Genomic DNA, 24,971 nt, shown 5'->3' with positions numbered 1-24,971 from the left:
ATCCCGGCCGATCGGGCGCGGCGCTTGCCGACCCCCTCTCCCGCTTGCGGGAGAGGGTAAGGGTGAGGGCCTGTCCGGAAGGACGCCGTGATCCGACGCCCCCTCATCCGCACCTTCTCCCGCAAGCGGGAGAAGGGGTCCCAGCCGTCGCGCCCAAATGACCCCGCCCCGCCGCACCGCCGTCACGCGGCTGAAGCTCTCGGCCTTCCGCTCCTATCCGGCGCTCGATCTCGACTGCGGCGAGGCCTCGGTCGCGCTCGTGGGCGCGAACGGGGCGGGCAAGACCAACATCCTCGAAGCCGTCTCGCTGCTCGCGCCCGGCCGGGGCCTGCGCCGCGCCGCGCACGCCGAGCTCGCCCGCGCGCCCGGCGACGGGGCCTGGGCGGTGGCCGCCGACGTCACGGGCGCGGCGGGCTCGGCGCGGCTCGGCACCGGCGTCGAGGGCGGCGGGAGCGAGGCGGGCCGGCGCTGCCGCATCGACGGCGCCTCGGTCGGCTCTGCGGGCGCGTTTTCCGAGCATCTGCGGCTCGTCTGGCTGACGCCCGACCTCGACGGCCTGTTCCGCGGCTCGGCGGGCGACCGCAGGCGGTTTCTCGACCGGCTGGTGACGGCGGCCGACCCCGAGCACGCCGCCCGCGCCTCGGGGCTCGAGCGGGCGCTGCGCAGCCGCAACCGCCTGCTCGAGGACGTCCGCGCCGACGCCCGCTGGCTCGACGCCGTCGAGCGCGAGGTCGCCGAGCTCGGCGTCGCGGTCGCGGCCGCGCGCGCCGAGACGGTCGGCCGGCTTTCCGGCCTCATCGCCGAGACCGCCGATCCCGCCTCGCCGTTCCCCGCCGCGCTCATCGCGCTCGACGGCGTGCTCGAGGCCGATCTCGCGCGCGATCCGGCGTCCGCCGTCGAGGACCGCTACCGCGAGCGCCTCGGCCGCGCCCGCCCACGCGACCGCGCCGCCGGCCGCACGCTCGAGGGCGCGCATTTGAGCGACCTGCTGGTGCGCCATGGGCCCAAGGACATGCCGGCGGAGAAATGCTCGACCGGCGAGCAGAAGGCGCTGCTGGTGGGCCTCGTGCTCGCCCACGCCCGGCTCGTCGCGCGGCTCGACGGCTGGGCCCCGGTGGTGCTGCTCGACGAGGTCGCGGCCCATCTCGATCCGAGCCGGCGCGAGGCGCTGTTCTCGGCGCTCGAGGCGCTGTCGGCGCAGGTCTGGATGACGGGCGCGGACCCTGCGGGCTTCGCCGAAATCGGCGGCCGGGCGCGGCTTTTCGCGGTCGCGGACGGGGCCGCGCGCCCGGTTTCTTGAGGCTTGCGCGCCGGCCTGTGGACGGGCCTTGGACGCGGCGCGAAAAATCACCATATGACAAATGCTTAGCCGCGGGTCTCCGCATGCGCGGCTTTGTGGGCGGCCGGGGCCCGAACCTCGCTTTTCGCGGCCATCCGCGCTACCAATCGAATGACGAGAACTCGCCTGATTCCTGCGGGCTGACGCGAACGCTCGCCGCCCGCAGGGCGCTCCCCTCCACGAGGGGGCGGCCGAACGAGAGAGACCCCACCATGTCCGACATCCCCCCGACCGGCGGCGCCGAGGACTACGGCGCGGATTCGATCCGCGTGCTGAAGGGTCTCGACGCGGTCCGCAAGCGGCCGGGCATGTATATCGGCGACACCGACGACGGCTCGGGCCTGCATCACATGGTGTACGAGGTCATCGACAACGGCATCGACGAGGCGCTGGCGGGCTGGGCCGACGAGGTCACGGTCACGCTGAACCCCGACGGCTCCTGCACCGTGACCGACAACGGCCGCGGCATCCCGACCGGCATCCACACCGAGGAGGGGATTTCGGCCGCCGAGGTCATCATGACCCAGCTGCACGCCGGCGGTAAGTTCGACCAGAACTCCTACAAGGTCTCGGGCGGCCTGCACGGCGTCGGCGTGTCGGTGGTCAACGCGCTCTCGGTCAAGCTGCGCCTGCGCATCTGGCAGAACGACAAGGCCCACGAGATGTCGTTCACCCACGGCGTCGCGGATGCGCCGCTCGAGGTGACCGGCCCCTCGAACGGCAAGCGCGGCACCGAGGTCACGTTCACGCCCAGCATGGACACGTTCAAGGGCGTGACCGAGTTCGACTACGCCACGCTCGAGCACCGGCTGCGCGAACTCGCCTTCTTGAACTCGGGCGTGAAGATCGTGCTGACCGACGCGCGCCACGCCGACGTGAGGCGCGAGGAGCTCTATTACGAGGGCGGCGTCGAGGCCTTCGTGCGCTATCTCGACCGCGCCAAGTCGGCCCAGATCCAGACCCCGATCGTGCTGCGCTCGGAGAAGGACGGCATCGGCGTCGAGGTCGCGATGTGGTGGAACGACAGCTACCACGAGAACGTGCTGTGCTTCACCAACAACATCCCGCAGCGCGACGGCGGAACGCATCTGGCGGGCTTCCGCGCGGCGCTGACGCGGCAGGTCAACGGCTACGCCGAGACCTCCGGCATCGCCAAGAAGGAGAAGGTCCAGCTCACCGGCGACGACGCCCGCGAGGGGCTCACCTGCGTGCTCTCGGTCAAGGTGCCGGACCCGAAGTTCTCGTCCCAGACCAAGGACAAGCTGGTCTCCTCGGAAGTGCGTCCCGCGGTCGAGAACCTCGTGAACGAGGCGCTCAACCGCTGGTTTGAGGAGCATCCGGCCGAGGCCAGGACCATCGTGCAGAAGGTGGTCGAGGCCGCCGCCGCCCGCGAGGCCGCCCGCAAGGCGCGCGAGCTCACGCGCCGAAAAGGGGCGCTCGACATCGCCTCGCTGCCGGGCAAGCTCGCCGACTGCCAGGAGCGTGATCCGGCGAAGTCCGAACTCTTCATCGTCGAGGGCGACTCGGCCGGCGGCTCCGCCAAGCAGGGCCGCGCGCGCGAGTTCCAGGCGGTTTTGCCGCTGCGCGGCAAGATCTTGAACGTCGAGCGCGCGCGCTTCGACAAGATGCTGTCGAGCCAGGAGATCGGCACGCTGATCACGGCGCTCGGCACCGGCATCGGCCGCGACGAGTTCAACGTCGAGAAGCTGCGCTACCACAAGATCATCATCATGACGGACGCCGACGTCGACGGCAGCCACATCCGCACGCTGCTGCTGACGTTCTTCTACCGCCAGATGCCCGCCCTGCTCGAGCGCGGCCACGTCTTCATCGCGCAGCCGCCGCTCTACAAGGTCACGCGCGGGCGCTCCGAGCAGTATCTCAAGGACGAGCGCGCGCTCGAGGACTACCTGATCGAGCAGGGCCTCGACGGCGTGACGCTGAAGCTCGCGAACGGCGAGGCGCGCTCCGGGCTGGACCTCCGGACCGCGGTCGAGCAGGCCCGCTCGGTGCGGAGCGTCCTCGGTCAGCTTCATTCGCGCTACCGCCGGCCCGTCATCGAGCAGGCGGCGATCGCGGGCGCGCTGCGCCCCGACATCCTGCTCGACCAGGCCCAGGCCGACGAGACCGCGGCCTACATCGCCCGCCGCCTCGACCTCATCGCCGAGGAGACCGAGCGCGGCTGGGAGGGCTTCGCGAGCCCCGACGGCTTCACCTTCGCCCGCACCGTGCGCGGCGTGCGCGAGGCGGCGGCGATCGACGCGGCCTTCCTCGCGAGCGCCGACGCCAGGAAGCTCGACGAGAAGGCCGCCGGCCTCCAGGAGGTGTTCGGCAAGAACCCGACGCTGCTTCGCAAGGACGATGCGACGCAGGTCCACGGGCCGAGCGCTCTGGTCGACGGCGTGCTGGCGGCGGGCCGCAAGGGCGTCTCGGCGCTCCAGCGCTACAAGGGTCTCGGCGAGATGAACCCCGAGCAGCTCTGGGAGACGACGCTCGACGTCAACGCCCGCACGCTGCTCAAGGTGCACGTCAAGGAGACCGACGAGGCCGACGACATCTTCACCAAGCTGATGGGCGACATCGTCGAGCCGCGCCGCGAGTTCATCCAGGACAACGCGCTCCAGGTCGCCAATCTCGACGTCTGAGTGTCGAATTTCAGAATAAATGAGTCTATGCCGTATATAGCGAGTCTATGAGAACGGCCGAGAGCGTAAATATATTTCCTTCAACCACACAGACAGACTTTCAGAAGTGGTTAATTTTTGACGCCCAGAACGAAAACCCCTGAGATCTTTTTTCTATTGCAGAAAAGCAACCTCAGGGGTCGATACTTTCTAGACGTTTAGTTTAGAGCGCAATTATTTTGGTTTTGGCCAATCAATTCCGGCATATTTGAGCCGCTGCCTTATGCTCGCCTTATGATATTGGATTCCAAATTTGTCATTGACGTACTTTGTAAGGGTCGCAAGCGTTATGCCGCGCTCGCCTTCTTGAATGCGCTGTATTAGTCTTCTTGCATAAACTTCGAACTCGTCTCTTTGCTCGGCGCTCAAAAGGCTTTTTGAAGATGTGACCCTTGTCGACTCCACCGAGAGACCGTGTTTTCGGTAATTGGGGAGCCAGACTTTCATTATTGTCTCGGCGGCAACGCCGTAGCGCTCGGCAACTTCGTGCACGGTCAGTCCAGATAAAATATCAGCAATAGCCAGCAGGCTTCGTTTTCTCGCTTCGAAATGAGTCTTATCTGCTGCAGCTTTCAACTCAGCAGCTGTGCTGGTCGTGGGTATATGAAGATATTTGATCCAAGCGACCTTGCCAGCGGCCACTTGCTCAGAAACATGACCGATCTCGTCAGAGATACGGGCGATCGCTGCGTCGACGTCTTTCCGAACGAACACAAGAGGGATATCCCACTTCGTGTATTGTATTTCGTGGACACCCTCTTCATTAAGCCAAGCCTTGATTGCTTTCGGCGTCATGGCGAATAATTCTGAGAGTTCGGTCGACAGGATGTAGTCGCGTTTGAACCTGGCGATCGCCTCGCGGCTGACAAGGTACTTGAATCCACCGATAGTTTCGACGGTGGTTTCGATATGTCCATGCTTCGCCAGGTGATTTGCCGGGGTCGGCTTGATGCCCATGTCATTGCAGGCTTCCGTGAGCGGGCGGACATCCGCGTCGACCGCTTGGCTGTTAAGGAAGGCCATCACCTCCGCTTTATCTATCTCCCAACGGTTCCCGACCGCCTCGACGCCCTCCTTCACACCGAAAATCCGAAGCCGGCCGCTCAGAAGGTGATTGAGCACGTCGATCCACACTTCGGCGGTCCCGCCGGCCTGGGCTAAGGCGATCCGAAGCTCGCTCGTTCGCCCGCCTACTCCTCGAGGCATGGCTTCAATCCGGCTGCGCAGCTCGCGCCACTTTTGACGGTTCACCAGCATATCTGGCGTCTGATAGAGCGTTGACGCTCGGTCTGACGCGACCGAGATGAAGCCCGCGTCGACAAGCTCCCTGAGCAGCTTCGGGGCGATCTTCTCCTCGAGCGCGAGTTCTGTGAGGGAGACGATTTCCGTCTGCTCCTGCCTAAGCGCTTCAACGGCTGACCGCTGGAAAACAAACGGCTTCCCTGAGGTGCCACCGGTCAGCACCAGTTCGGGATAGACCTTGAGGCGGGCGACACGCTGCACGGTCGCGCCCAAAACATCGGCTGCTTCCTGCGCTGACATGGTGGACCGAGCCCACCGCAAAAGCACACTGGGGTAGGGGGTGTGTTTGAGCCGATCGAGATTTCGATCGTAGTAGTCGTGGAGCGCGGCCGAAACCAAATCGCATACCGCCGGATCGCTGATTTCAGGATCCGTCAAGTCGGCGATAATTCCCAGCTCGATCCCCAGAGGGTCCCGCCCTTTGACGGGCATCGCCTGACTGCGGACATTGTCGACGACCGGTGAAAAAGATTGCGGCCACCCGAACAAAATCTTCATGCCGGCTGCCAGGAGGCTGATATCGGTCTGCTTGCTGTGACCGTGCATGATCTGTTTGCGAAGAGCTCCCGATTGTACGGGCATCGCGGCGAGGCCGAGCATAAGAGCGAGGTGAAGGATTTCGCCCGGGGGGATCTTCCCAAGAATCTCTGGAAGCCCCAGGAGCGCCGGATCGGCCAACGTCGGAATGCCAGAAAGGAGATGCGCCAGCGGGACGAGATAGGTCGCCTCCTCGGCGCTCACCCGGCTTGTCGGTGCGGTGCGGAGATCAAAACCGCACTGGATGCAATGGGTCATGGAGGATCCGCCCCAGCGCAGCGGGCGGCCGCAGTCGGGGTCAGGGCAGTTCTCGACGAGGACTTCGAGAGATTCAGGGCAAAAGCCGAGCGGGACGATGTCCCACACGGATCGATGATAGGGATCTTTTCGAAGCGACTCGGGTGAGATGGCCCGACGGTTGGTCGATAGGAACCGATCGCGGATGACGACGCCTCCGACCGAACGGAGATTCCGCTCCTCGGATTCCTTGCCCGCGTCGAGGTACATTCGGCCCTCGATTTCCGGCAGTGGCAAGCCGCAGAGTTCGGCGAAGTCCTTTGCCGCTTCCACGTATCGCGCTGGCGAGGAGACGGCGAATTGTGGCAGTCCGACCGGGCCGCAAAGAGCCGTCAGGCTGTCGTGCCCGGACGCCTGGAGAAGCCTCGTCAGGATGCTGACGAGGCTTTCCCCGGGTTTAGGGACCACCCGGTCTGGCGCCGTGCGCTCCCCGATAACGAACATGAAGGGCTGAGGAGCTTCAGCGTCGGGCAACTCCTTCGAGGTGCACGGATCAATCAAGAGAATCTGCCCATGGTTCAGGCCACACCTGCTCGGGGAGAGGAGACCGAGACGCCGAGAAGGGGTTCATCTTCGCTGCCTCAGAATAGCGCCATAGGCGGTCGAACCCCGTCGCGAAGGCTTCGAGATCAAGGCGCTCTCCACCTCGGTTGAGAAGCGAGTCGACGGCGGCTGTCTGGATCAGCTTCGCGGTCGCGCCGGGGTAACCGAGGGATGCGGCATGGATGCGCCTTGCGAGATCCGACTTATGCAGGTCGCTGACGGCGAAGCCGGCATGATCGCGAAGCTGCTGATCGAAGTGGGCCAGATACGCTCGATAGCGCTTCCAATCTTCGGGATCTTCGCTTTCGCGCTTATAGGGTTGGATCTCGAAATGGAAGTCGTTGCGACCGACCAGATGGCCGTTCGCTTCATAGATGCGTCGGGATCGGGTCGTTCCGACGAGCAAGAAGCTGCACTCGCCCTGGCTGTCATTGATGAGGCCCTGGATCCAGTCCGCGACCTTATAGGAGACCTTGCCGCGATCTCTTTCGACAAGGCGCTGCATTTCATCGAAGATCAGTAGGCGCGTTCCGCGCTTCCGAAGGCCTTTGGTGATCTGCAGTCGCTTGTAGTCGCCGTCACCGCGGTCCGGATTGATGTCCTTCAGCCGCTCCAGCGTCGCTCGACCTAAGGTCTTGGGGGTCGCCGAGCTCGGTACTTCCACATAGACGATAGGCATCTGGTCGGAAGTTGAGGAAGGCTCCGGCTCGAACGCAGCCCTGAACGTGTTGATGATCGTCGTCTTGCCGCCGCGGGTCGGAGCGGTCAAAGACGCGCAGGACGACTCAGCGCCGCCGGTCGCGCTTCGCATGAACAACCGAATCTTGCTGACGAGATCGGACGTACGATCGGTGTTAATGCGGATCGCCTTCACCGCCTGAATTCGTTGGGCGTGAAGGTCGGCCAGATGATCGAAATCTGCGCCTTTCAGAACGTTATCAAGCATTGCTACGCGTTACCTTTTGCGGACATAGGGGATGCGGCCATCAGAGACGCCGCGTCATCATCGTCGTCGTCGACCTCGGTCACGTGCGGCTCCTCGGTCAGCGGCGGGAGCTCCGGCTCTACGACCGTGGCTACGACCGTCTTGACCTTCGTTTTGCGTTGCGAACGAGGTTTCTTCGGAGGAGAATTCCGGCTCGGCTCTTCGAGCACGGGCGCGTCTCCCGCAGGCGTTTCGGCCACCGTCTCTTCCACGGACACGTCGACCGCGATCATGCGGCTCGTGCTCACCGCGCCATTTCTCGGATGGCCGCGCGCCGGCTTCGTCGTGACGATGACGCTGCCGGTCTCGCCGAGGCGCTGAAAGCGAGCGTCGATCGTCTTCGCAGCGCCGGCCTTGATCGCCTGAACTGTTTCAGCGATCAGCTCGGACCGCGTCAGCATAAGGTCCTTAAAGTTCTTGGACTTACGATCGCGGTCGCGGTTTTGCAATTGAATGATTTTGTGCTGCCAGAGCGAAAGGCCCCTGGCGTAATCCTTCTGATCGCAGACCAGCGGGAGGTATTCGCCCGTAGTCTTAAGAAGAACATGCATCTCGCTTAGGTCGGCGGGATCAAATCTGAAGTCGACGTCGATTTTGGACTTCTTTGTCCCGGCCAACATGCGGCGGATGGTGTCATCGCTGCGGAAGGTGAGGTTCTGAAAGCGGACTCCGCTTCGGTTCAGAGCTGCGGTTCCGTGCCGCGAGAGAATGGACTTCAGCACCCCGATCCGCTCGGGCATATCGATGCGCCGCTTCGCCGTTCCTTCGATCCAGCGACGTTCCGGCGTCGTCCCAATCATGCGGTTGCGGCTTTTGCAGTAGTCCCCGAGCAGCCATTTCAAAAACAGAAACTGGAACTTGGCGAAGGACATCCGCATGGTGTTCTGCGGATTGATCTCCAGGTCTCTCAGGAGCTTCGGATTGCCATAGGTCGTTCCCGGCAGCCGGTGCACGAAGCGCTTGTTCATCGTCCCGAAGAACCGCTCGATGATGCCCTTGTGCTTGGGGGTTTTGACCGGCGACGTTTCGAGCTCGATCGCGAGTTCGGCGCACGCTCTGGGCAGCGAGATGCCGACGATCTCCTTCGCGTTGTCAGCGACGAGCTTCATCGGAGTGCCCATGGCGAGCCAATCTTGCTCGAGGCCGGGCACCTGCTTGAGGAGCTCGGCCTTCGGGGCGATAGCCTGACGAAGGCACATCATCACCGAGTAGACGCTCGGCGGCTCGAAGCCGATGTAGAATCCGAGCGGATATCGTGAATAGGCGTCGATCGCCATGGTGAGCCAAGGACGTCCTCCGCATGGAAGGGCCGAGGCCTCGTCGAAGAGCATCCAGCCGTCGAGCTTGGTGTGATCGATGAGGACGCGCTCGAGCGGATACGTCGCCTCGGGAGCGACCTTGAGCGGCTTGAGTTCAAGATCGGCGGCTCGCGAGCCGTGCCTCGAGCGGATGGTTCGGTAGTAGTCGCAGTCCTGGATCCGCCGGAAAACCGTCGACCGCGCTGGGTGAGGCAGCAGCAGCTCCTGCAGCGACCTGTCAGACGGATCGGCGGTTTCGATCAGTTCGCGGTTGCGTTTTTCAACCGCGCCGAATGCCGCTTCATAGACGGCGGTCGCCGGCAGCAGCGCCCGGTTCAGGTAGACGCTCTTGATTGCGTTCTGGATGATCTCTTCGACGGCGTCATCGATGCCGCGTGTCCGCCCCTTTTTCTCATCGTAGGAGCGCATCGCCTTGAGAGGCCGCCTGCCTGGAGCGCCGCGTTCGCGGAGCCAGGTCAGAAGTTTTTCCAGTTGGGCTTCTTGGCGTGCCCTTTCTCAGCGGCAACCTCATCGATCAGGGCGGTGAGACAGGGTTCGTTCTTGAGAAGGCCCGGGCGCGCGTCGAAGGCGACGCAATAGGCGTGTCGCCACTCAGCCTTGGTAGTCGCCTCGGGAGGAAGGGACTCCAACGCGCGATTCGCGACGTCGCTATGCGCGACCGGCAACCGCTTCCAGTCTTTGACGCTCAACCGGTCGGAGGCGTAGAGCGAAACGAAATCGTCGTCGCTCAGGACCTTGATGCGGCCGTTTTCGGCGTCCTCGAACACCATGCGACCGTCGTCGAGCAAGCGCGTGAAGGAATACTCGCGCTCGTTGATCGTCACGCTGCCGCCGCGCGTAATCCGGAGGTTGAACTCGGCCATCAGCGCAAGCTCTCGAAAGGCTGGGAGGCAGGGAGCGAGGGACGTGCGGGAAGGATGCTCATCAGGCTGACCGCAACCTCCTGATGCGTGAGCGGTAGCCGTCTTCGAGCGTGACGAGCGTCTGCGATCCGAGCGGCTGATCAAGCTGGAGGCGCACGATCCGCCGGAGCGCCAGCGCCATCACACGGGCGGCGCCGAGATCGGGATCGGACATCGCACGAGCGCAGTCCAGGAGGCTGGATTCCGTGATGGTCTCGAGATGCGCGATCAGAGAGGTGAGAGCTGCGGGCGACGGCGAGAGGCGGCGAGCCTTCTCGAGCTCGACGGCGTTCTCATGCCAGGTCGACGCGACCTTGAGCCGGAGGTCCGTGAAGAATTCGAGGTTGGAGCCGATGCTGCGGTAGATCGCCCGCGCGCGCTTCAGGCGCCCTCGCTCTTCGGGCTCCATTTTGAAGAGATCGCGCCGATACTTGACCTCTAGGTAGGTCTTGCGGCGATTGCGTTTGATCCCAAAGTCCGGGGTGTAGCGCGTCGGCTTCCCGTTGAAGGTGAAGTGCAGCGTGTGAGGCTGATCCATGTAGCTGACGACATCGTTGTCGACCTCCAGCCATCGGATCGCGCGGCGCTCGAGATAGGATTCAGAGGCGATCATTCGATCGCACTTGACGCTCGGATAGAGGCTGACGGGTCGGTTCCGGCGGCCGTTGAAAACGGTGCGTATGGGCTCCCCGTTCTCGAGAACCTCCATCCGGCGTCGTAGGCCGCGAGGATCTTTTCGGACTGCTTCTTCGTGAGCGGGCTAAACACAGGTCGCCTCCGGAAGGGATGCTCCGGACGAGAACGACCAGTTCAGAGAGTGGATCGCCGGTGCGATCAGCGCCTTCAGGCTGCCTCCGCCGGAAAGCCACTGCGCGCGTTGCGCGACGAGCTGGGAAAACGGGGCAGTTGGAAGATCATGAAGCCTGTTGAAGGCCTCGATCACCGCGCACGTTTCCCTCTGCGGCAAAGCGGGACCACAGAGCAGATCGATCAAGCGGATCCAGGACATCTGCTTCCGGAGCTCGACGAGAGATGAAGGATCGAGCGATGCGGCGGCGATGATGTCGGGAGCGGTCATCCTGGGAAGAGAGAACTGCCCGGAAGGGGCGCGCTCGCACAGCATCCAAGGCATTACGAGAACGCGATCTTCGGCCGCGAGCGAGATCTCGCAGACAATCTGAACCTCGAGTCCCCTCCGGTCCGCGACCAGTTCGGCGGCGGCGAAGTGCTCGTCCTTGAGCTCGCAAAGGCCTCCTGCGAAGCGAGGCCTGGCGTAGTCCAACATGGCGACCCTCTTGGCGCACGTCTCCAGTCGCAGAGAGCGGACTCAGCTGCGGCGGTCATATTGGGAGTTCGGTGAAGTTCAGTCGGAAGAGCTAAGCTCTAGGATGTGAAATGGACCAATCCCTCTTTCGAGGTTGTAAACGGTCCGGGCGGCACGGATTGAAAGTCCGGGTCGACCCGCAGCCTCTTTGAGAGTGAGTTAACGGGGTATTTGGATCCTATTTTTGTACGCGCGAAGAGCAAGCATTTCAGCGATTTCCGCGACGCCCGGCGTCAATCTTTCCATTGCCGCCAAGGCCTTGGAAGAGGTGGACAGGGCGACGCCTCTCTGCAGCAGCCACTTTCGGATTGCGGTCGTGGCCAATGAATTGTCCGTGATGACTGAGCTGGGAAAGCGGTTCTCGGAGACCACTCGCTCAATCAGTCGAATAACGGCCACCGGCGGATGACCGGTGATGAGCTCGACCTGCAATTGTCCCGAGGCAGGGATGAGCAAAGCGCAGCACGTAATGCCGGAAGCGAACCGTAGCGCTCCAGAAGCCATGCGTGCGGGTCCGGGACCAACGCCGCGTAAGTTTTCCCCCTTAAAGCGCCTGTCGGCCCCGTCGTCAGTGCGAGATCGGTCATGCCGAGCACCCCGCTTCGAAATCCCCTCGACTGGGCGTGGCGGCATCTCTGCACAGACGGGCGACATCTTCGCCTCGGACGAAGCGGTGGTGCACAAGAAGCGCGGCGACCGCCTCGATCTCGGTTCTGTGCCGCCGTACAAGATCGTTCGCCCGCAGTTGAAGCCGCGCGAGATCAGCCTCCACGCCGTTGCGCAGCTGCTCGTTGGTCGACAGGGTTGCGGCGACGCGGTCGGCGGCCCCAAGGAAGGTCAGTTTTTTGCCGAGCCCGAACGAGCCGTGGGCGCCTGCCAGCAGCGAAGTGGCGACGGCGAGATCGGACGCCTCTACCCCGCCGGAACCGGCGTCCACAGCCCCGCAAGAACTTCGTCGGCCGCGCGTCCGCCGAGAGTCACGACGACGTAGTCTTCGACGTCTGCGAAAGTCATCGGGCGGTGGCGGCGGGTGAAATTCGTGACGCCGATCCCCGCCCCGCCGGAAGCGACCTGAACGGCTCCAACCTTGAGGCCGAGGACCGTGGCGATCACCGCATGTCCGGCCTCGTGCAGCGCCGTCTGCCGCAACAGCTCCTTGTCCATTTCGATCGGCGGCGCGATCGCGGCGGCGAGGTCCGCGGCTCGCAACTCGCGGGAAGCATCGCGGGCGATCTGCCGAGCCTCCGTGACGATCCTGACGATGTCGGCGCCCGACATGCCTTCCGTCATTTGCGCGAAGGGCTCGAGGTCCTCCGAGGCGAGGTCGCGGCCAAGATAGCAGCGGAAGATAACCTCCCGGTCCGCCTTGTTCGGCAGATGGATCTTGACGACCTTGTCGAGCCGTCCAGCACGCCTTAACGCCGGATCGACTCGGCTGGCGTTGTTGCAGGCGCCGATCGTGATGAGCCCTGGATAGCGCAACGTGCCGTCGATCAGATCGAGGACGCCGTTGACGAAGTTGATCCACCAGGCCGCGTATTTTCCTTCCTGGCTATCGCGGTCGACGATGCTGTCGATCTCGTCGATCATCAACAGTCCTGGCCGATGCGCGCGGGCCGCCTCGATGGCCGCGCGCGCGGCCTTCAGTGCGTCGTCCAGATGGCCTTCGCCTGCAGAGAGCCAGCGAGAGACCGAAGTCGTTTCGAGCGGCAGCTGCGTCGTCTTCGCCAGAGCCATCGCATAGATGCTTTTGCCCACGCCTGGAGGTCCTTCGAGCAGTATTCCTTTAGGGAGATCCTTGAGCGTGATGCCGGGCTCGCCTCGCCTCAAGCGCTTGATGTCGCGCGCCAGCGCCATGCCCCACGTCTTCGCGGCCCCATATCCTGCGAGTTCAGAGAGGTCGGGAATCCCGTTGTCCATTGGCGATGGCGGCGTGACGGTCGTTGCACTGAGGCGCTTGACGACATCTGCGACCGAGGAACCGGGTCTCGCGGCGAACGCCATCGCCCGCAGATCGAGGACGTCAGGAGCGCCCACGTCTTCGGGCGAAACAGCCTCGCCATAGAACTCGGTGAGGGCGCGAGCGATGTCGACTGCCGAGGGCTTCGGCACGACGATCCAGCGATCGCAGTTTCGAACGAGAATTGCTGGCAGTTGCCGTTCTGGATCTGCAGCGACGCCGATGACGGATCGACCCTGGGCGATCTCGCTGCTGATGGTGTTGGCCATATCCTCGAGATATGTCGATCGCCTGCTGGTCGGTTTCGACGGTACGTCGGAGCGAAACAGATAGGGATCTGAAAGACCGAATTCGTCTGGAGTTCGGCTGTCGACGAGGTTGCGCACGATCGCGACAACCAACTCGACCCAGCTTTCAGATGGCGCTTCGATGACCCAAGCCAGCGGTTGCTTCAGCACCGTTGCGAATGTCGGTATGTCGATCGCTTCAAGCACAGCGGCCCGAACCAAACGCTTGGTGAAAGGCAGCGCGGCGACCTCTTCCTCGTCCATTTCCCTCGTCCGCATGCTCAGCGCTCCACTCGATATTCTTCGACCGCGGACATCGGTGTGATGGCACTCTCGAAGTCGATCGTCAGGAGACCGCCTGAGACGAGCGCGAAGACGACGCCATACGTGTCCGAGGCTTGAACAACGGCGGCGCAGTCCTCTAGCGTGGCGAGAGGGTTGTCGCGCGCCACAGCTTGAACCGAGAAGCGGTCGCTGGCGGCGACGGACAGGTTGGCGTAGCGAGCTACGAGCTTGCAGTTATCCAGGAAGGGCTTGCGGCGGATCCATCGCTGAGGGAGCAAGCGAATTGTTTTATCCGCCTTTTCGACGGCGGATCCCCGGAGGAGCCAGAGGCGCTTACGGATTTCCGCGTCATACCAAATCCGTGTCGGGACGACGACGACGACCATGGCGCCCTTGGGACCGCGGACTGGGACCGGAACGATCTCCGTCGTGCCCAATAAAGATTTCAGGTTTTCCGCTTGAGCTTCGAACTCGCAATCCACGAGCCGGTAGTGCGGCAGAGCGCAAATAACGGTCTGCGTCTCGAGAGCTAAGCGATCCAAATCCTTCCGACGCCGCCTTTGACGCTCGCGGAAGGATTGCTTTCCGTCGTATTCAGGGATTGGACGTATGATGGGTGCGTCGAGAAGCACGGCGCCCTCTTCCTCGGTCAGCGTGGCCGGAAAGTTCGATTAGGGGCGTCGTGACAGGGCTCGGGATGACCGATCTGCACGCGAGTGAGTTTGAGTTCGGCGCGGCTATCGCTAACTGCGACCTGAACTTCCTTCCGGTCTTGGAGCCGGGTGCCCTTGTCGTATCTGCTCTGCGCTCGCCGCGAAACAGCAAAGTTGACTTTATGTCAATCGAAGCGAGAGTATGGTTAACGAACGCCAAATAAAGGCGGCGCGCAGTCTTCTCGACTGGTCGCAGCAGGAGCTCGCTGAGCGCGCGGGAATCGCTCGGTTTACGCTGATCAAAATCGAAACTGGCGAAGCTCGGGCTCAGGAGGCGACGATCTCCAAGATCGTGGCTGCTCTGGAGAATGAGGGCATCGTGTTCTTCGAGACCGAGGGACGCTATGGGGTGTCCAACAAGCGCTGATCGATCCGCCATTAAGAGCGGAGACGCGCTACGCCGGTCACGATCATTCCGCGACCTTAGAAAGCCGTTGAGATCCTCTATGGCGATCGACAGCTGAACAATGCGATAGACAAAGGGCTAGCTATAAAGCCCCGTGGGCACGATAAATTTGCAGCCAAACCTCCGCGCGCCAAGCAATTTGGCCGAATCTACACGGCACTGGCAGTTAATCCGCTGCCGCACACGCAGCAGCGGATTAACTTTACTCAGGAGATTGATTGCTCGATCAGAAAGTCGATCAAAGCCTGTAATCATCAACCGGCGGGCAGCCACACACTAAATTTCGATCGCCAAACGCATTGTCAACGCGGTTGATCGGCGGCCAGTATTTGTCGACGCGGAAAGCCCCCGTCGGAAAACACGCGACTTCCCGGCTATACGGCCGTTCCCAAGGGCCGATCAGATCCTCGACGGTGTGGGGCGCATTCTTGAGGCAATTGTTATCCCTGTCCGCTCGGCCGTCCTCGATCGCGCGCGCCTCCTCGCGAATGGCGAGCATGGCGTCGCAAAAGCGGTCGATCTCCGCCTTGTTCTCGGACTCTGTCGGCTCGATCATCAGCGTGCCCGCAACAGGCCAACTCATGGTCGGCGGATGGAAGCCGCAATCGATCAGGCGCTTGGCGATGTCGTCGACGCTAACACCGGTCGCCTTGGTTAGCGGTCGACAGTCGACGATGCATTCATGCGCAACGCGCCCGTTGCGGCCCGAGTAGAGGATCGGATAGGCGGTCGAGAGGCGTTTCGCGATGTAGTTGGCGTTGAGGATCGCAATCCGGGTCGCCTGCGTGAGTCCGCGCCCGCCCATTAGCAAGCAGTACGACCATGAGATCGGAAGGATGGACGCCGAGCCGTAAGGCGCGGCCGAAACCGTGAACTCCCGGCCGTCCGTCTCGGGATGACCCGGCAGGAACGGGATCAGGTGCTCCTTGACGCCGATTGGCCCCATTCCCGGCCCGCCGCCGCCGTGCGGGATGCAGAAGGTCTTGTGCAGGTTGAGGTGGCTGACATCTGAGCCGATATCGCCCGGCCTCGCCACTCCGACTAGCGCGTTGAGATTCGCGCCGTCCAGATAAACCTGCCCGCCATGACCGTGGACGATCTGGCATATTTCTCTGACGGTCTCTTCGAACACGCCGTGGGTCGAGGGATAGGTGATCATCACCGCCGCAAGACGGTCCCCATATTGCTCGGTTTTGGCTTTCAGATCGGAGACGTCGACGTCGCCGTTCGGCGACACACCCACCACCACGACTTCCATGCCGCACATCTGCGCCGAAGCGGGGTTGGTGCCGTGCGCCGATGACGGGATCAGGCAAATCGTTCGCTGAGCGTCGCCGCGGCTCAGATGATAGGCCCGTATCGCAAGCAGGCCGGCATACTCTCCTTGCGCGCCCGAGTTCGGCTGCATTGAGATCGCGTCGTATCCGGTGATCTTGCAAAGCTTGTCGCTGAGGTCGTCGATCAATCGCTTGTAGCCCTTGGCCTGGTCGGAAGGCGCGAAAGGATGGATCTCCGAAAACTCCGGCCATGAGATCGGCAGCATCTCCGCGGTCGCGTTCAGCTTCATGGTGCAGGAGCCAAGCGGGATCATCGCCCGGTCGAGCGCAAGGTCGCGATCGGCGAGGCGGCGCATGTAGCGCGTCATCTCCAGTTCCGATCGATTCATGTGGAATAGGGTGGGTCAGATACTCCGACGTCCTGACCAGCGACTGCGGAAGGTGGCTCTCGGGCCAAGCCTCGTCGTACCTCAGATGATCGCCGCCGAACGCGCGCCAGACCGCCTCGACAATCTGCGCCCGCGTGCGCTCGTCGACGGAGATCCCGATCCGGTCCGAGCCAACCTTTCGCAGGTTGACGCCGTTCGCCACGGCCTGCTTCAGAATCATCTCTTGGAACGCGCCGGCCTCAACGGTGATCGTGTCGAAGAAGGTACCGGGCTCGACCTTGAAGCCTAGGCTCTTCAAGCCCTCCGCCATCCGGACCGCGTCGCTATGGACTCGCTCAGCGATGGCCTTCAAGCCACGGGGTCCATGGAACACGGCGTACATCGAGGCGATGACCGCGAGCAGCACCTGGGCGGTGCAGATGTTCGAGGTCGCCTTCTCGCGGCGGATGTGTTGCTCTCGGGTCTGTAGCGCGAGCCGGTAGGCGCGGTTCCCACGCGAGTCGATCGAAACGCCCACGATGCGGCCTGGCAGCAAACGCTTGTGCTCGTCCCGAGTCGCCATGTAGCCGGCGTGTGGACCGCCATAGCCCATCGGCACGCCGAAGCGTTGGGTCGAGCCGACGGCAATGTCTGCGCCCATCTCGCCCGGCGGCTTCAGCAGCGTCAGCGCGAGCGGGTCGGCCGCGACTGTCGCGATCGCGCCGGCCGCGTGGAGCTGCGCGATCGGCGCCGAGAAGTCGCGGATCACGCCCTCGACGCCCGGATACTGGAACAGCGCGCCGAAGACCTCTTCGGCCGCCAGATCCTCGAAGGGATCGCCAACGACGATCGTCCAACCGAGCGGCGCGGCGCGGGTCTTCAGCACCGCGATAGTTTGCGGCAGGCAGTCGGACGCGACGAAGAAGGAGGTCGCCTCGGATCTCGAGACGCGCTTGGCCATCGCCATCGCTTCGGCCGCAGCGGTCGCTTCGTCGAGCAGCGAAGCGTTCGCCACGTCGAGGCCGGTGAGGTCGGCGACCATGGTCTGGTAGTTGAGGAGCGCCTCGAGACGGCCTTGGCTGATCTCCGGCTGGTAGGGCGAGTAAGCGGTATACCAGGCTGGGTTCTCGAAGATGTTGCGCTGGATCGCGGGCGGCATGGTCGTGCCGTAGTAGCCTTGGCCGATCAGCGAGATCACGAGCCGGTTCTCGCTCGCGATCTCACGCATCTTCTCAAGCATACGTTGCTCGGAGAGCGAGGGGCCAAAATCGATCTGACCGGCCCACCGAATGGTTTCGGGCACCGTCTCGTCGATCAGAGCGTGCAACGTCGGCGCGTCGACGACGGCGAGCATCTCGTCGATCTCGGCCGTTGTCGGGCCGATGTGGCGACGATTGGCGAAGTCGTGCGGATCGTATCGGTCGACGCTCGTCATGGGCGTGGCATCACTTCGTGATTTCAGCATAGGCGGCCTCGTCCATCATCCCGTCGAGCGCCGACGCGTCGGCGAGCCTGATCTGGTAGAGCCAGCCCGCGCCCTGGGGATCGGAGTTCAGCAAGGCGGGCTCAGCGATGACCGCGTGATTGACCTCCGTCACCTCGCCGTCGACCGGCGCATAGACGTCGGAGGCGGCCTTGACCGACTCGAGCATGGCGGCGGCCTGACCCTTCCTAAGCGCCGCGCCAACCTTCGGCGCTTCGACGAAGACGATGTCGCCGAGCTGGTCGGCCGCGTATGCCGTGATGCCGACGGTCGCGACGTCGCCGTCACCCTGAGCCACTCGTGCTCTTGGGTGAATTTCAACATGGGGATCTCCGAAAGTTCAGCCGCGCTTGAAGCGGGCCGGGACGAAAGGAAGGGGCGAGACGACGGCCGGCATCCGCTGGCCGCGGACTTCCGCGAAGACGCGCTGGCCGACCCTGGCGAGGTTTTTCGGCAAATAGCCCATGGCGACAGGCGCGTTAACGCTTGGCCCAAAGCCCCCGGACGTGACGGCTCCCGCAGCCTCGTCGTCGTCTTCAGCGGCGAACAATTTTGCGCCGGCGCGGACCGGCACGCGGCCTTCCGGCCGCAGGCCGACGCGACGCCGCGGCGCGCCCGACGCGATCTGATCGAGGATCTTCTGGTCGCCGGGGAAGCCGCCTTCACGAGCCCCGCCGAGCCGGCGGACCGGAGGGATCGCCCATAGTAGCGACGCCTCGACAGGCGTCGTTCCGGCGTCGATGTCAGCGCCATGGAGGCACAGCCCGGCCTCGAGCCGGAGCGAATCGCGCGCGCCGAGACCGATCGGCTGGACGGCGTCGTCGGCCAGGAGCGCTTGCGCGAGCTCCTGCGCTATTTTGCTGGGTGCCGAGATCTCGAAACCGTCCTCTCCGGTATAGCCCGAGCGCGAGACCGAGCAGCGAGCGCCTACGATCTCGACCTCGCGAAAATCCATGAAGCGCATGCCGGCGACGTCCGGCGCGAGCCGTGCGAGGGCGATTTCGGCGCCGGGGCCCTGCACCGCGATCAAGGCTTGGTCGAGCGGCTCGATTTCGCAAAGGTCCGCGATCGAGGCCCTCAGATGCGCCTCGTCGGCCGCCTTGTTGGCTGCGTTGACCACCAGGATCAGCCGGTCGCCGAGCCGCGCGACCATTAGGTCGTCTAGGATGCCGCCATCGTGGTTCGTCAGGAAGCCGTAGCGCTGCCGGTTGTCCGCGAGGTCGAGCACGTCGATCGGCGTGACCCGCTCCAGCGCACGCGCGGCGTCGGCGACATTTCCCGAACGCGCGCGAAGCGCGATCTGGCCCATATGCGAGACGTCGAACAGTCCGGCGGCCCTGCGGAGGTGAAGGTGCTCCTTCAGCACTCCGAGCGGATAGCTGATCGGCATGTCGTAGCCGGCGAACGGGCAGAACTTGGCCTCCAGCTCTCCATGGAGCGCATGCAGAGGGGTGCGCCGGAGCCTTGCTCCGGCGTCATGGCGCGCCGTTTCGGTCATCGCGGGCCTACGATGCGTCGTGTGATGCGCAGGCGGTGGCGCCGGGCGAAACGCCCGGACGAATGAAGAACAAAAGAGGCTGAGGGTCATCATGCAACTCCGCGACAGATCAATCGCGGACCGTTCATACGGTCCGCTTTCCCCCATCTGTCACGGGTACCTGAGAGCTTCCCTCGACCGCGGTGGAGGCGGGGAGGTTTCTCCTTCGGTGGACGCCTCGAGGACGTCTCTCTCCAGATTGTCCAGCTATACGGTTTTGTGCCTGAGAGATTCCGGGGGATTGCTCCGTCGGCGCCATAACCGATCAGAAGTCGGTCTGGGCTCTCCCGCATAGTTTTTGTCGGACGAGCAGAGCATGAAGCATCGCGCCGAGTTTCGCAATCAGCTGGAGACAATTCGGGGCTGGGCTTTGGTACGACGATCTTGACGACGTCAGACGTCAGGGCGACCGGCTCGCAAAGTAAGCAGTTACCGCGAAGATCCGCCGCAGGCTGCGCCGAACATTTGCTACGCTGGTTCTCGTCAGCGCTGGCGAGCAGCCGCCCGGTGGTTCGGCCGCGACTGGCTAGCGCTTGCGGTTCATGACGCCGCCCCCGGTCAGCCGGCGCAACGAGGTGTCGAGCTGCGTCTCGGCTCGGCGAAACTCGCGCGTCGCCTCGCGAAGGTAGGAGATGTGGGAATGGGCGGCCGCGCGCGCGCCCTCGGGATCTTTCCTCAGGATCGCCCCGACGATCTCGCGATGCTGCTCGCGCAGAATGTCCCGCGTGTGCGCGATGCTGAACAGCTGTCGCCGATTGACCAACACGTCCGCACGCAGGCCGCCGGCAAGCACGCGCATCACATGCAGCAGCACGACGTTGTGCGTCGCCTCGTAGATCGCGATGTGAAGGGCCGCGTCCGCTTCGGCGTCTTCGGCCGGGTCGTCGCCGCCATGAGCGCGGTCGATCCGATCCATGCGCTCCTGCAGGCCACGGCGGTCGACCTCGTTGGCGCGCTCGGCGGCCATCGCGGCGGCCGCGCCCTCCGCCATCGCGCGAAACTCCAGATAGTCGTCCGCGACCTCAGCGTTCGTCGTGAGCAGGTCGATCAGCGGATCGGAAATGACCGCCGCGCCGAGTTCGGCCACTTTCAGTCCCCCGTCTTCCCTGCGCGCGAGGAGACCGCGCTTCTCCATAATCGCGATGCCCTGCCGGATCGTCGGGCGCGACACGTCGAGATGTTCGGCGAGATCGCGTTCCGGCAGCAGCGTCGCGCCCGGCGGCAGAGACCCCTCCAGGATGAGGCTTTCGAGCCGCCGGACGACGAGATCGGCTGCGCGCTCGGTCTTGATGGGGTCCATAGCGTGCGGTTCCGCAGGTGACGTCCCGCTCTTAACACCAGCGTCCGCGATCCGCCAAAGCGCGGCGCCGCGCTGGTCGGCGCTGGCGACCGGATAACTTTTGGCCAGTTGCTCGTTGTGGTCAGATAATTTTACCAAAGCGCGGCGGGCGTGATGGGTCCGCGTTCGCTCGCGCTTCGCGACGCTGCCGGAAACAGCCCGCATGCCCCTGATTTCGATGCCCGAGCCCGACCCCGACATTCTCGCCCGGTCGCCCCAGATCCTCGCGGCCCTGAGGGCCGCTCTGCCGGCCGACGCGCTAGTGACGGACCCTTCGGAAACGCGCGCCTACGATTGCGATGCGCTCACTGCCTATCGCTGCGCGCCGCTCGCGGTCGCGCTACCGCGAACGACCGAAGAGGTCGCCGCGGTCATGCGGGTCTGCGGCGATCACGGCGTCCCCGTGATCCCGCGCGGGGCCGGAACGTCTCTGGCAGGCGGAGCGCTGCCGACGACCGACAGCGTCGTGATCGGCGCCATGCGCCTGCGCGAGGTGCTCGAGATCGACCTCGAAAACCGCTTCATCCGCGTCCAGAGCGGGATCACCAACCTGTCGGTCAGCGCGGCGCTTGCGCCCACGGCTTCTTCTATGCGCCCGACCCGTCCTCGCAGCTCGCCTGCACCATCGCGGGCAACGTCGCCATGAACTCCGGCGGCGCACTGCCTCAAATACGGCGTCACGACCCACAATCTGATGGGCGTCCGCATCGTGCTGGCCTCAGGCGAGGTGGTGGAGCTCGGCGGTCCCGAGCCCGGCGCCGCAGGGCTTGATCTACTCGGTCTCGTCTGCGGCTCGGAGGGGCAGCTCGGGCTCGTGACCGAGGCGACCCTCAAGATCATCCCCAAGCCCGAGGGCGCCCGGCCGATGCTGATCGGCTTCGACACCGCGGAAGCGGCCGGCGAATGCGTGGCCCGCATCATCCGGTCGGGCCTGCTGCCGGCTGCGATCGAATATATGGACGAACTGTGCCTGCGCGCGGTCGAAAGCTTCGCCAAGGCGGGCTACCCCGCTTGCGCGGCGGTTCTGATCGTCGAGGTGCTGGGGTCCCAGGCCGAGATCGACGACCAAATCGCGCAGATCGGCGCGATCGCGGCCGAGCTGGCGCCGGTTGAGATGCGCAGCAGCGGCTGCGACGACGAGACCGCGGCGATCTGGAAGGGGCGCAAGGCTGCCTTCGGAGCGATGGGCCGCCTCGGCGACTATCTTTGCCTCGACGGTACGGTCCCGGTCTCCAAGCTTCCCATTACGCTCAAGCGAATCGGCGAGCTGTCTCGCGAGCATGGCCTCGAGGTCGCCAACGTCTTCCACGCCGGCGACGGCAACATGCATCCGCTGATCCTGTTCAACGCCAACGCCCCCGGCGAGCTCGAACGCGCCGAGGCCTTCGGGGCCGACATTCTGCGGTTCTGCGTCGAGGTCGGCGGCTGCCTCACGGGCGAGCACGGCGTCGGCGTCGAGAAGCGCGACCTGATGACCAGCCAGTTTGCGCCGGACGACCTCGCCATCCAGATGGAGGTGAAGGACGTGTTCGATCCAGACTGGCTGCTCAATCCCGCCAAGGTGTTCCCGCTCGACGTCAGCCGCGCCCGTCGCGACCGCAAGGGAGCACGGTCGTGACGGCCCCGCGCGCCCTGAAAGACCAAGTCGAGAACCTCGAACCGGCCGACGAGAAGGAACTCGCGGAAATCCTGTCCGGCTGCGCAGCCTTCGGCGAGAAGCTGCGGGTCGTCGGAGGCGGAACGAGGATCGAGCCGGCCTTCGTCGAGGCGCGTCGTCAGCTCTCGACGAGGCGCCAGACCGGGATCGTGGACTATGAGCCGGGCGAACTCACGCTGATCGCGCGAGCCGGAACGCCCGTGGCAGAGATCGAGGCGGCGGTTGCAGCGCAGGGACAGTCGCTCGCCTTCGAGCCGCCGGACCACCGCCGCCTGCTCGGCGCCAAGGGCAAGTCGACGATCGGCGGCGTCGTCGCCGCCAACGCCTCCGGGCCGCGCCGGGTGCTGGCGGGCGCGTGCCGGGACCACCTGCTCGGCATCCGCTTCGTCGACGGGCGAGGCCGCGTCCTGAAGAGCGGTGGCCGTGTCATGAAGAACGTCACGGGCCTTGATCTCGGCAAGCTTCTCTGCGGGTCGCACGGCGCGCTCGGCGTGCTGACGGAAGTCGCGCTCAAGACGCTTCCCGAAGCGCCGCGCCAGCGCACCATCGCCTTTTTCAACCTCGACGCGCGGGCGGCGGCCGGGATTTTCGCCAAGGCGCTCGCCACGCCATACGAGGTCTCCGGCGCGGCGTTCCACGCGGGCGTTGCTTGGCTGCGGATCGAGGGATGGGAGCGGCAAGTCATTTATCGCGTCGATCGCCTGCTCGCGCTGTTGGGCGGCCGCGACAGCGACGTCATCAAGGACGACGGCAGCCGGTTGCTGTGGCGGGCCTTGCGCGACTTCGACCATTTCGCAGCGTCGCAAGCTCCTGTCTGGCGGATCCTCGTAAAGCCGACCGACGCGCCGGCTGCGACCGCGGCGCTCGAGGCGCTCGGTCTGGAAACGTCGATGGACTGGGGCGGCGGCCTGATCTGGTGCTCGGGCGAGGCGGCGAGCGCCCGCTTGCGGTCGGCCCTGCCGGGTGGCCACGCGACGCTCGTGCGGCGCGGCTCGCGCCCGGCGGCGGAGGCGTCCCATCCGCTTTCCGCACCCGTCGAGGCGCTGTCATCGGCCCTGCGGCGGACCTTCGATCCGGCCGCGATCCTCAATCCCGGACTGATGGGCTTCTGACATGCAGACCAGTTTCAGCGCCGCCCAGCTGCTTGATCCCTCCGCCAGGCGCTCGAACGAGATCCTGCGGTCCTGCGTCCATTGCGGGTTCTGCACGGCCACCTGCCCGACCTACGCCGTGCTCGGCGACGAACTCGACAGTCCGCGCGGTCGAATCTACCTGATCAAGGACATGCTGGAGAACGACAGGACGCCGGACGCCAAGACGGTTCTCCATGTCGACCGCTGCCTCGGCTGCCTGAGCTGCATGACGACATGTCCCTCGGGCGTGCACTACATGCATCTCCTCGACCACGCCCGGCGGCACATTGAGCAGCGGTTCGTGCGGCGGTGGGACGATCGCGCCCTGCGGTGGCTGCTGTCGAGGATCCTGCCGCACGCCGGACGTTTCCGGCTGGCGTTGAGCCTTGCTCGGCTGGCGCGCCCGCTCCGCCGCCTCATGCCCGACGCGCGGCTGCGCGCGATGCTGGAGATGGCGCCGGCGTCCCTGCCGGCCCGCAGCGCCAACGACGAACCGCAGGTCTTTCCGGCCGAAGGCCCCCGCCGCCGCCGGGTCGCGCTGATGATCGGCTGCGCCCAGCGCGCGCTCAACACCGACATCAACGACGCCACCATCCGCCTGCTGAGGCGTCACGGCTGCGAGGTGGTGGTTCCCAAAGGCTTGGGATGCTGCGGGGCGCTGTCCCATCACATGGGACGGACCGATGAAAGCCACGCCTTCGCCGCGGCCGCAATCCGCGCGTTGAGCGCGGAAATCGACGGCGAAGGGCTGGATGCGATCGTCATCAACACGTCCGGCTGCGGCACGACCGTGAAGGACTACGGCCACATGTTCCACGACGACGCCGTCCTGGCCGACGACGCCGAGCGTGTCGCCGCGCTTAGCCGGGACGTCACCGAGGTCATGGCCGAGCTGGGGCTGGAAGCGCCGGGGCAGTCGCTGCCACTGCGGGTCGCCTATCACGCCGCCTGCTCGCTGCAGCATGGCCAGCAGGTGCGCGCCGCGCCCAAGGACCTGCTGAAGGCTGCGGGCTTCATCGTGATGGAGCCCAAGGACGCCCATCTTTGCTGCGGTTCGGCCGGAACCTACAATCTGCTGCAGCCGGCGATCGCAGGCGAGCTCGGCGCCATGAAGGTCGCTTCGATCGACGCGCTTCAGCCGGACGTGATCAGCTCCGGCAATCTCGGCTGCATGGTGCAGATCGGCTCGACCTCGCGGGCGCCGATCGCCCATACCGCCGAGCTGCTGGACTGGGCGACCGGCGGCCCGCCGCCGCCCGCGCTCGCGAGTCTTCTGGCGGCCCCCGCCGCATGA

16 protein-coding genes, 3 pseudogenes and 1 riboswitch are annotated in these 24,971 nt (G+C 64.7%); of the genes and pseudogenes, 6 read left to right on the top strand and 13 right to left on the bottom strand.

What is annotated here, in order from left to right:
* Nucleotides 1-157 precede the first annotated feature (157 nt).
* Both recF and gyrB read left to right on the top strand, forming a co-directional pair.
* On the top strand, nucleotides 158-1,300 hold the full coding sequence (gene recF, locus K6K41_RS14245; protein WP_261405565.1) for a DNA replication/repair protein RecF: 1,143 nt from the start codon (nucleotides 158-160) through the stop codon (nucleotides 1,298-1,300).
* A 251-nt stretch (nucleotides 1,301-1,551) separates the two neighbouring features.
* A complete protein-coding gene (gyrB, locus tag K6K41_RS14240) occupies nucleotides 1,552-3,984 on the top strand; it encodes a DNA topoisomerase (ATP-hydrolyzing) subunit B (protein ID WP_261405564.1) in 2,433 nt (810 codons plus the stop codon).
* A gap of 213 nt (nucleotides 3,985-4,197) precedes the next feature.
* Here the strand turns inward: gyrB and K6K41_RS14235 are convergent, their stop codons facing one another.
* From K6K41_RS14235 to K6K41_RS14195, 9 genes are all read right to left on the bottom strand, one after another.
* A complete protein-coding gene (locus K6K41_RS14235; protein ID WP_261405563.1) occupies nucleotides 4,198-6,660 on the bottom strand; it encodes a helix-turn-helix domain-containing protein in 2,463 nt (820 codons plus the stop codon).
* Complete coding sequence (locus K6K41_RS14230) at nucleotides 6,653-7,648, bottom strand: ATP-binding protein (protein ID WP_261405562.1); 996 nt, start codon at nucleotides 7,646-7,648, stop codon at nucleotides 6,653-6,655. The genes K6K41_RS14235 and K6K41_RS14230 overlap by 8 nt, the downstream gene beginning before the upstream one ends.
* A 2-nt stretch (nucleotides 7,649-7,650) precedes the next feature.
* On the bottom strand, nucleotides 7,651-9,414 hold the full coding sequence (locus tag K6K41_RS14225) for a DDE-type integrase/transposase/recombinase (RefSeq protein WP_261405561.1): 1,764 nt from the start codon (nucleotides 9,412-9,414) through the stop codon (nucleotides 7,651-7,653).
* A 47-nt stretch (nucleotides 9,415-9,461) separates the two neighbouring features.
* Nucleotides 9,462-9,869: a hypothetical protein gene (locus tag K6K41_RS14220; RefSeq protein WP_261405560.1), complete on the bottom strand. Its 408-nt coding sequence runs from the start codon at nucleotides 9,867-9,869 to the stop codon at nucleotides 9,462-9,464.
* Nucleotides 9,870-9,930: 61 nt separating this feature from the next.
* Complete coding sequence (locus K6K41_RS14215; protein ID WP_261405559.1) at nucleotides 9,931-10,521, bottom strand: Tn7 transposase TnsA N-terminal domain-containing protein; 591 nt, start codon at nucleotides 10,519-10,521, stop codon at nucleotides 9,931-9,933.
* A 147-nt stretch (nucleotides 10,522-10,668) separates the two neighbouring features.
* On the bottom strand, nucleotides 10,669-11,193 hold the full coding sequence (locus K6K41_RS14210) for a hypothetical protein (protein ID WP_261405558.1): 525 nt from the start codon (nucleotides 11,191-11,193) through the stop codon (nucleotides 10,669-10,671).
* Nucleotides 11,194-11,815: 622 nt separating this feature from the next.
* On the bottom strand, nucleotides 11,816-12,169 hold the full coding sequence (locus tag K6K41_RS14205; RefSeq protein WP_261405557.1) for a hypothetical protein: 354 nt from the start codon (nucleotides 12,167-12,169) through the stop codon (nucleotides 11,816-11,818).
* Nucleotides 12,145-13,743, bottom strand: coding sequence for an AAA family ATPase (locus K6K41_RS14200; protein WP_261405556.1), 1,599 nt, complete (start codon nucleotides 13,741-13,743; stop codon nucleotides 12,145-12,147). Before K6K41_RS14200 ends, K6K41_RS14205 begins: the two co-directional genes overlap by 25 nt.
* A 17-nt stretch (nucleotides 13,744-13,760) precedes the next feature.
* Nucleotides 13,761-14,396: a hypothetical protein gene (locus K6K41_RS14195; RefSeq protein WP_261405555.1), complete on the bottom strand. Its 636-nt coding sequence runs from the start codon at nucleotides 14,394-14,396 to the stop codon at nucleotides 13,761-13,763.
* A gap of 223 nt (nucleotides 14,397-14,619) precedes the next feature.
* Between K6K41_RS14195 and K6K41_RS14190 the strand changes: the two genes are divergently transcribed.
* A complete protein-coding gene (locus tag K6K41_RS14190) occupies nucleotides 14,620-14,844 on the top strand; it encodes a helix-turn-helix domain-containing protein (protein ID WP_261405554.1) in 225 nt (74 codons plus the stop codon).
* Nucleotides 14,845-15,121: 277 nt separating this feature from the next.
* Here the strand turns inward: K6K41_RS14190 and gcvP are convergent.
* The 4 genes and pseudogenes from gcvP to K6K41_RS14170 form a co-directional block, all read right to left on the bottom strand.
* A pseudogene (gene gcvP, locus K6K41_RS14185) lies at nucleotides 15,122-17,963 on the bottom strand (aminomethyl-transferring glycine dehydrogenase).
* 10 nt (nucleotides 17,964-17,973) lie between these two features.
* A pseudogene (gcvH, locus tag K6K41_RS14180) lies at nucleotides 17,974-18,335 on the bottom strand (glycine cleavage system protein GcvH).
* A gap of 16 nt (nucleotides 18,336-18,351) precedes the next feature.
* Nucleotides 18,352-19,509, bottom strand: a complete 1,158-nt coding sequence (gcvT, locus tag K6K41_RS14175) for a glycine cleavage system aminomethyltransferase GcvT (protein ID WP_261405553.1) — start codon at nucleotides 19,507-19,509, stop codon at nucleotides 18,352-18,354.
* A 137-nt stretch (nucleotides 19,510-19,646) separates the two neighbouring features.
* Nucleotides 19,647-19,756: riboswitch (glycine riboswitch) on the bottom strand.
* A 318-nt stretch (nucleotides 19,757-20,074) separates the two neighbouring features.
* Entirely contained in the window at nucleotides 20,075-21,052 is a 978-nt protein-coding gene (locus K6K41_RS14170) for an FCD domain-containing protein (protein WP_261405552.1), read from the bottom strand.
* Between K6K41_RS14170 and K6K41_RS14165 the strand changes: the two are divergent.
* The 3 genes and pseudogenes from K6K41_RS14165 (at nucleotide 21,051) to glcF (ending at nucleotide 24,971) form a co-directional block, all read left to right on the top strand.
* Nucleotides 21,051-22,505, top strand: a pseudogene (locus tag K6K41_RS14165) (FAD-linked oxidase C-terminal domain-containing protein). The gene K6K41_RS14170 and the pseudogene K6K41_RS14165 overlap by 2 nt on opposite strands.
* Nucleotides 22,502-23,656, top strand: a complete 1,155-nt coding sequence (locus K6K41_RS14160; protein ID WP_261405551.1) for an FAD-binding protein — start codon at nucleotides 22,502-22,504, stop codon at nucleotides 23,654-23,656. The pseudogene K6K41_RS14165 and the gene K6K41_RS14160 overlap by 4 nt, the downstream one beginning before the upstream one ends.
* Nucleotide 23,657: 1 nt before the next feature.
* Nucleotides 23,658-24,971 carry a glycolate oxidase subunit GlcF gene (gene glcF / locus K6K41_RS14155; protein ID WP_261405550.1) on the top strand — a complete coding sequence of 438 codons (1,314 nt, stop codon included), beginning with the start codon at nucleotides 23,658-23,660 and terminating at the stop codon, nucleotides 24,969-24,971.

It is taken from the genome of Chenggangzhangella methanolivorans (genome assembly GCF_019797865.1).
Classification (GTDB): domain Bacteria; phylum Pseudomonadota; class Alphaproteobacteria; order Rhizobiales; family Methylopilaceae; genus Methylopila; species Methylopila methanolivorans.
Note: the sequence above shows the minus strand (reverse complement) of the source record. Positions and strands in the feature narration are given on the sequence as shown.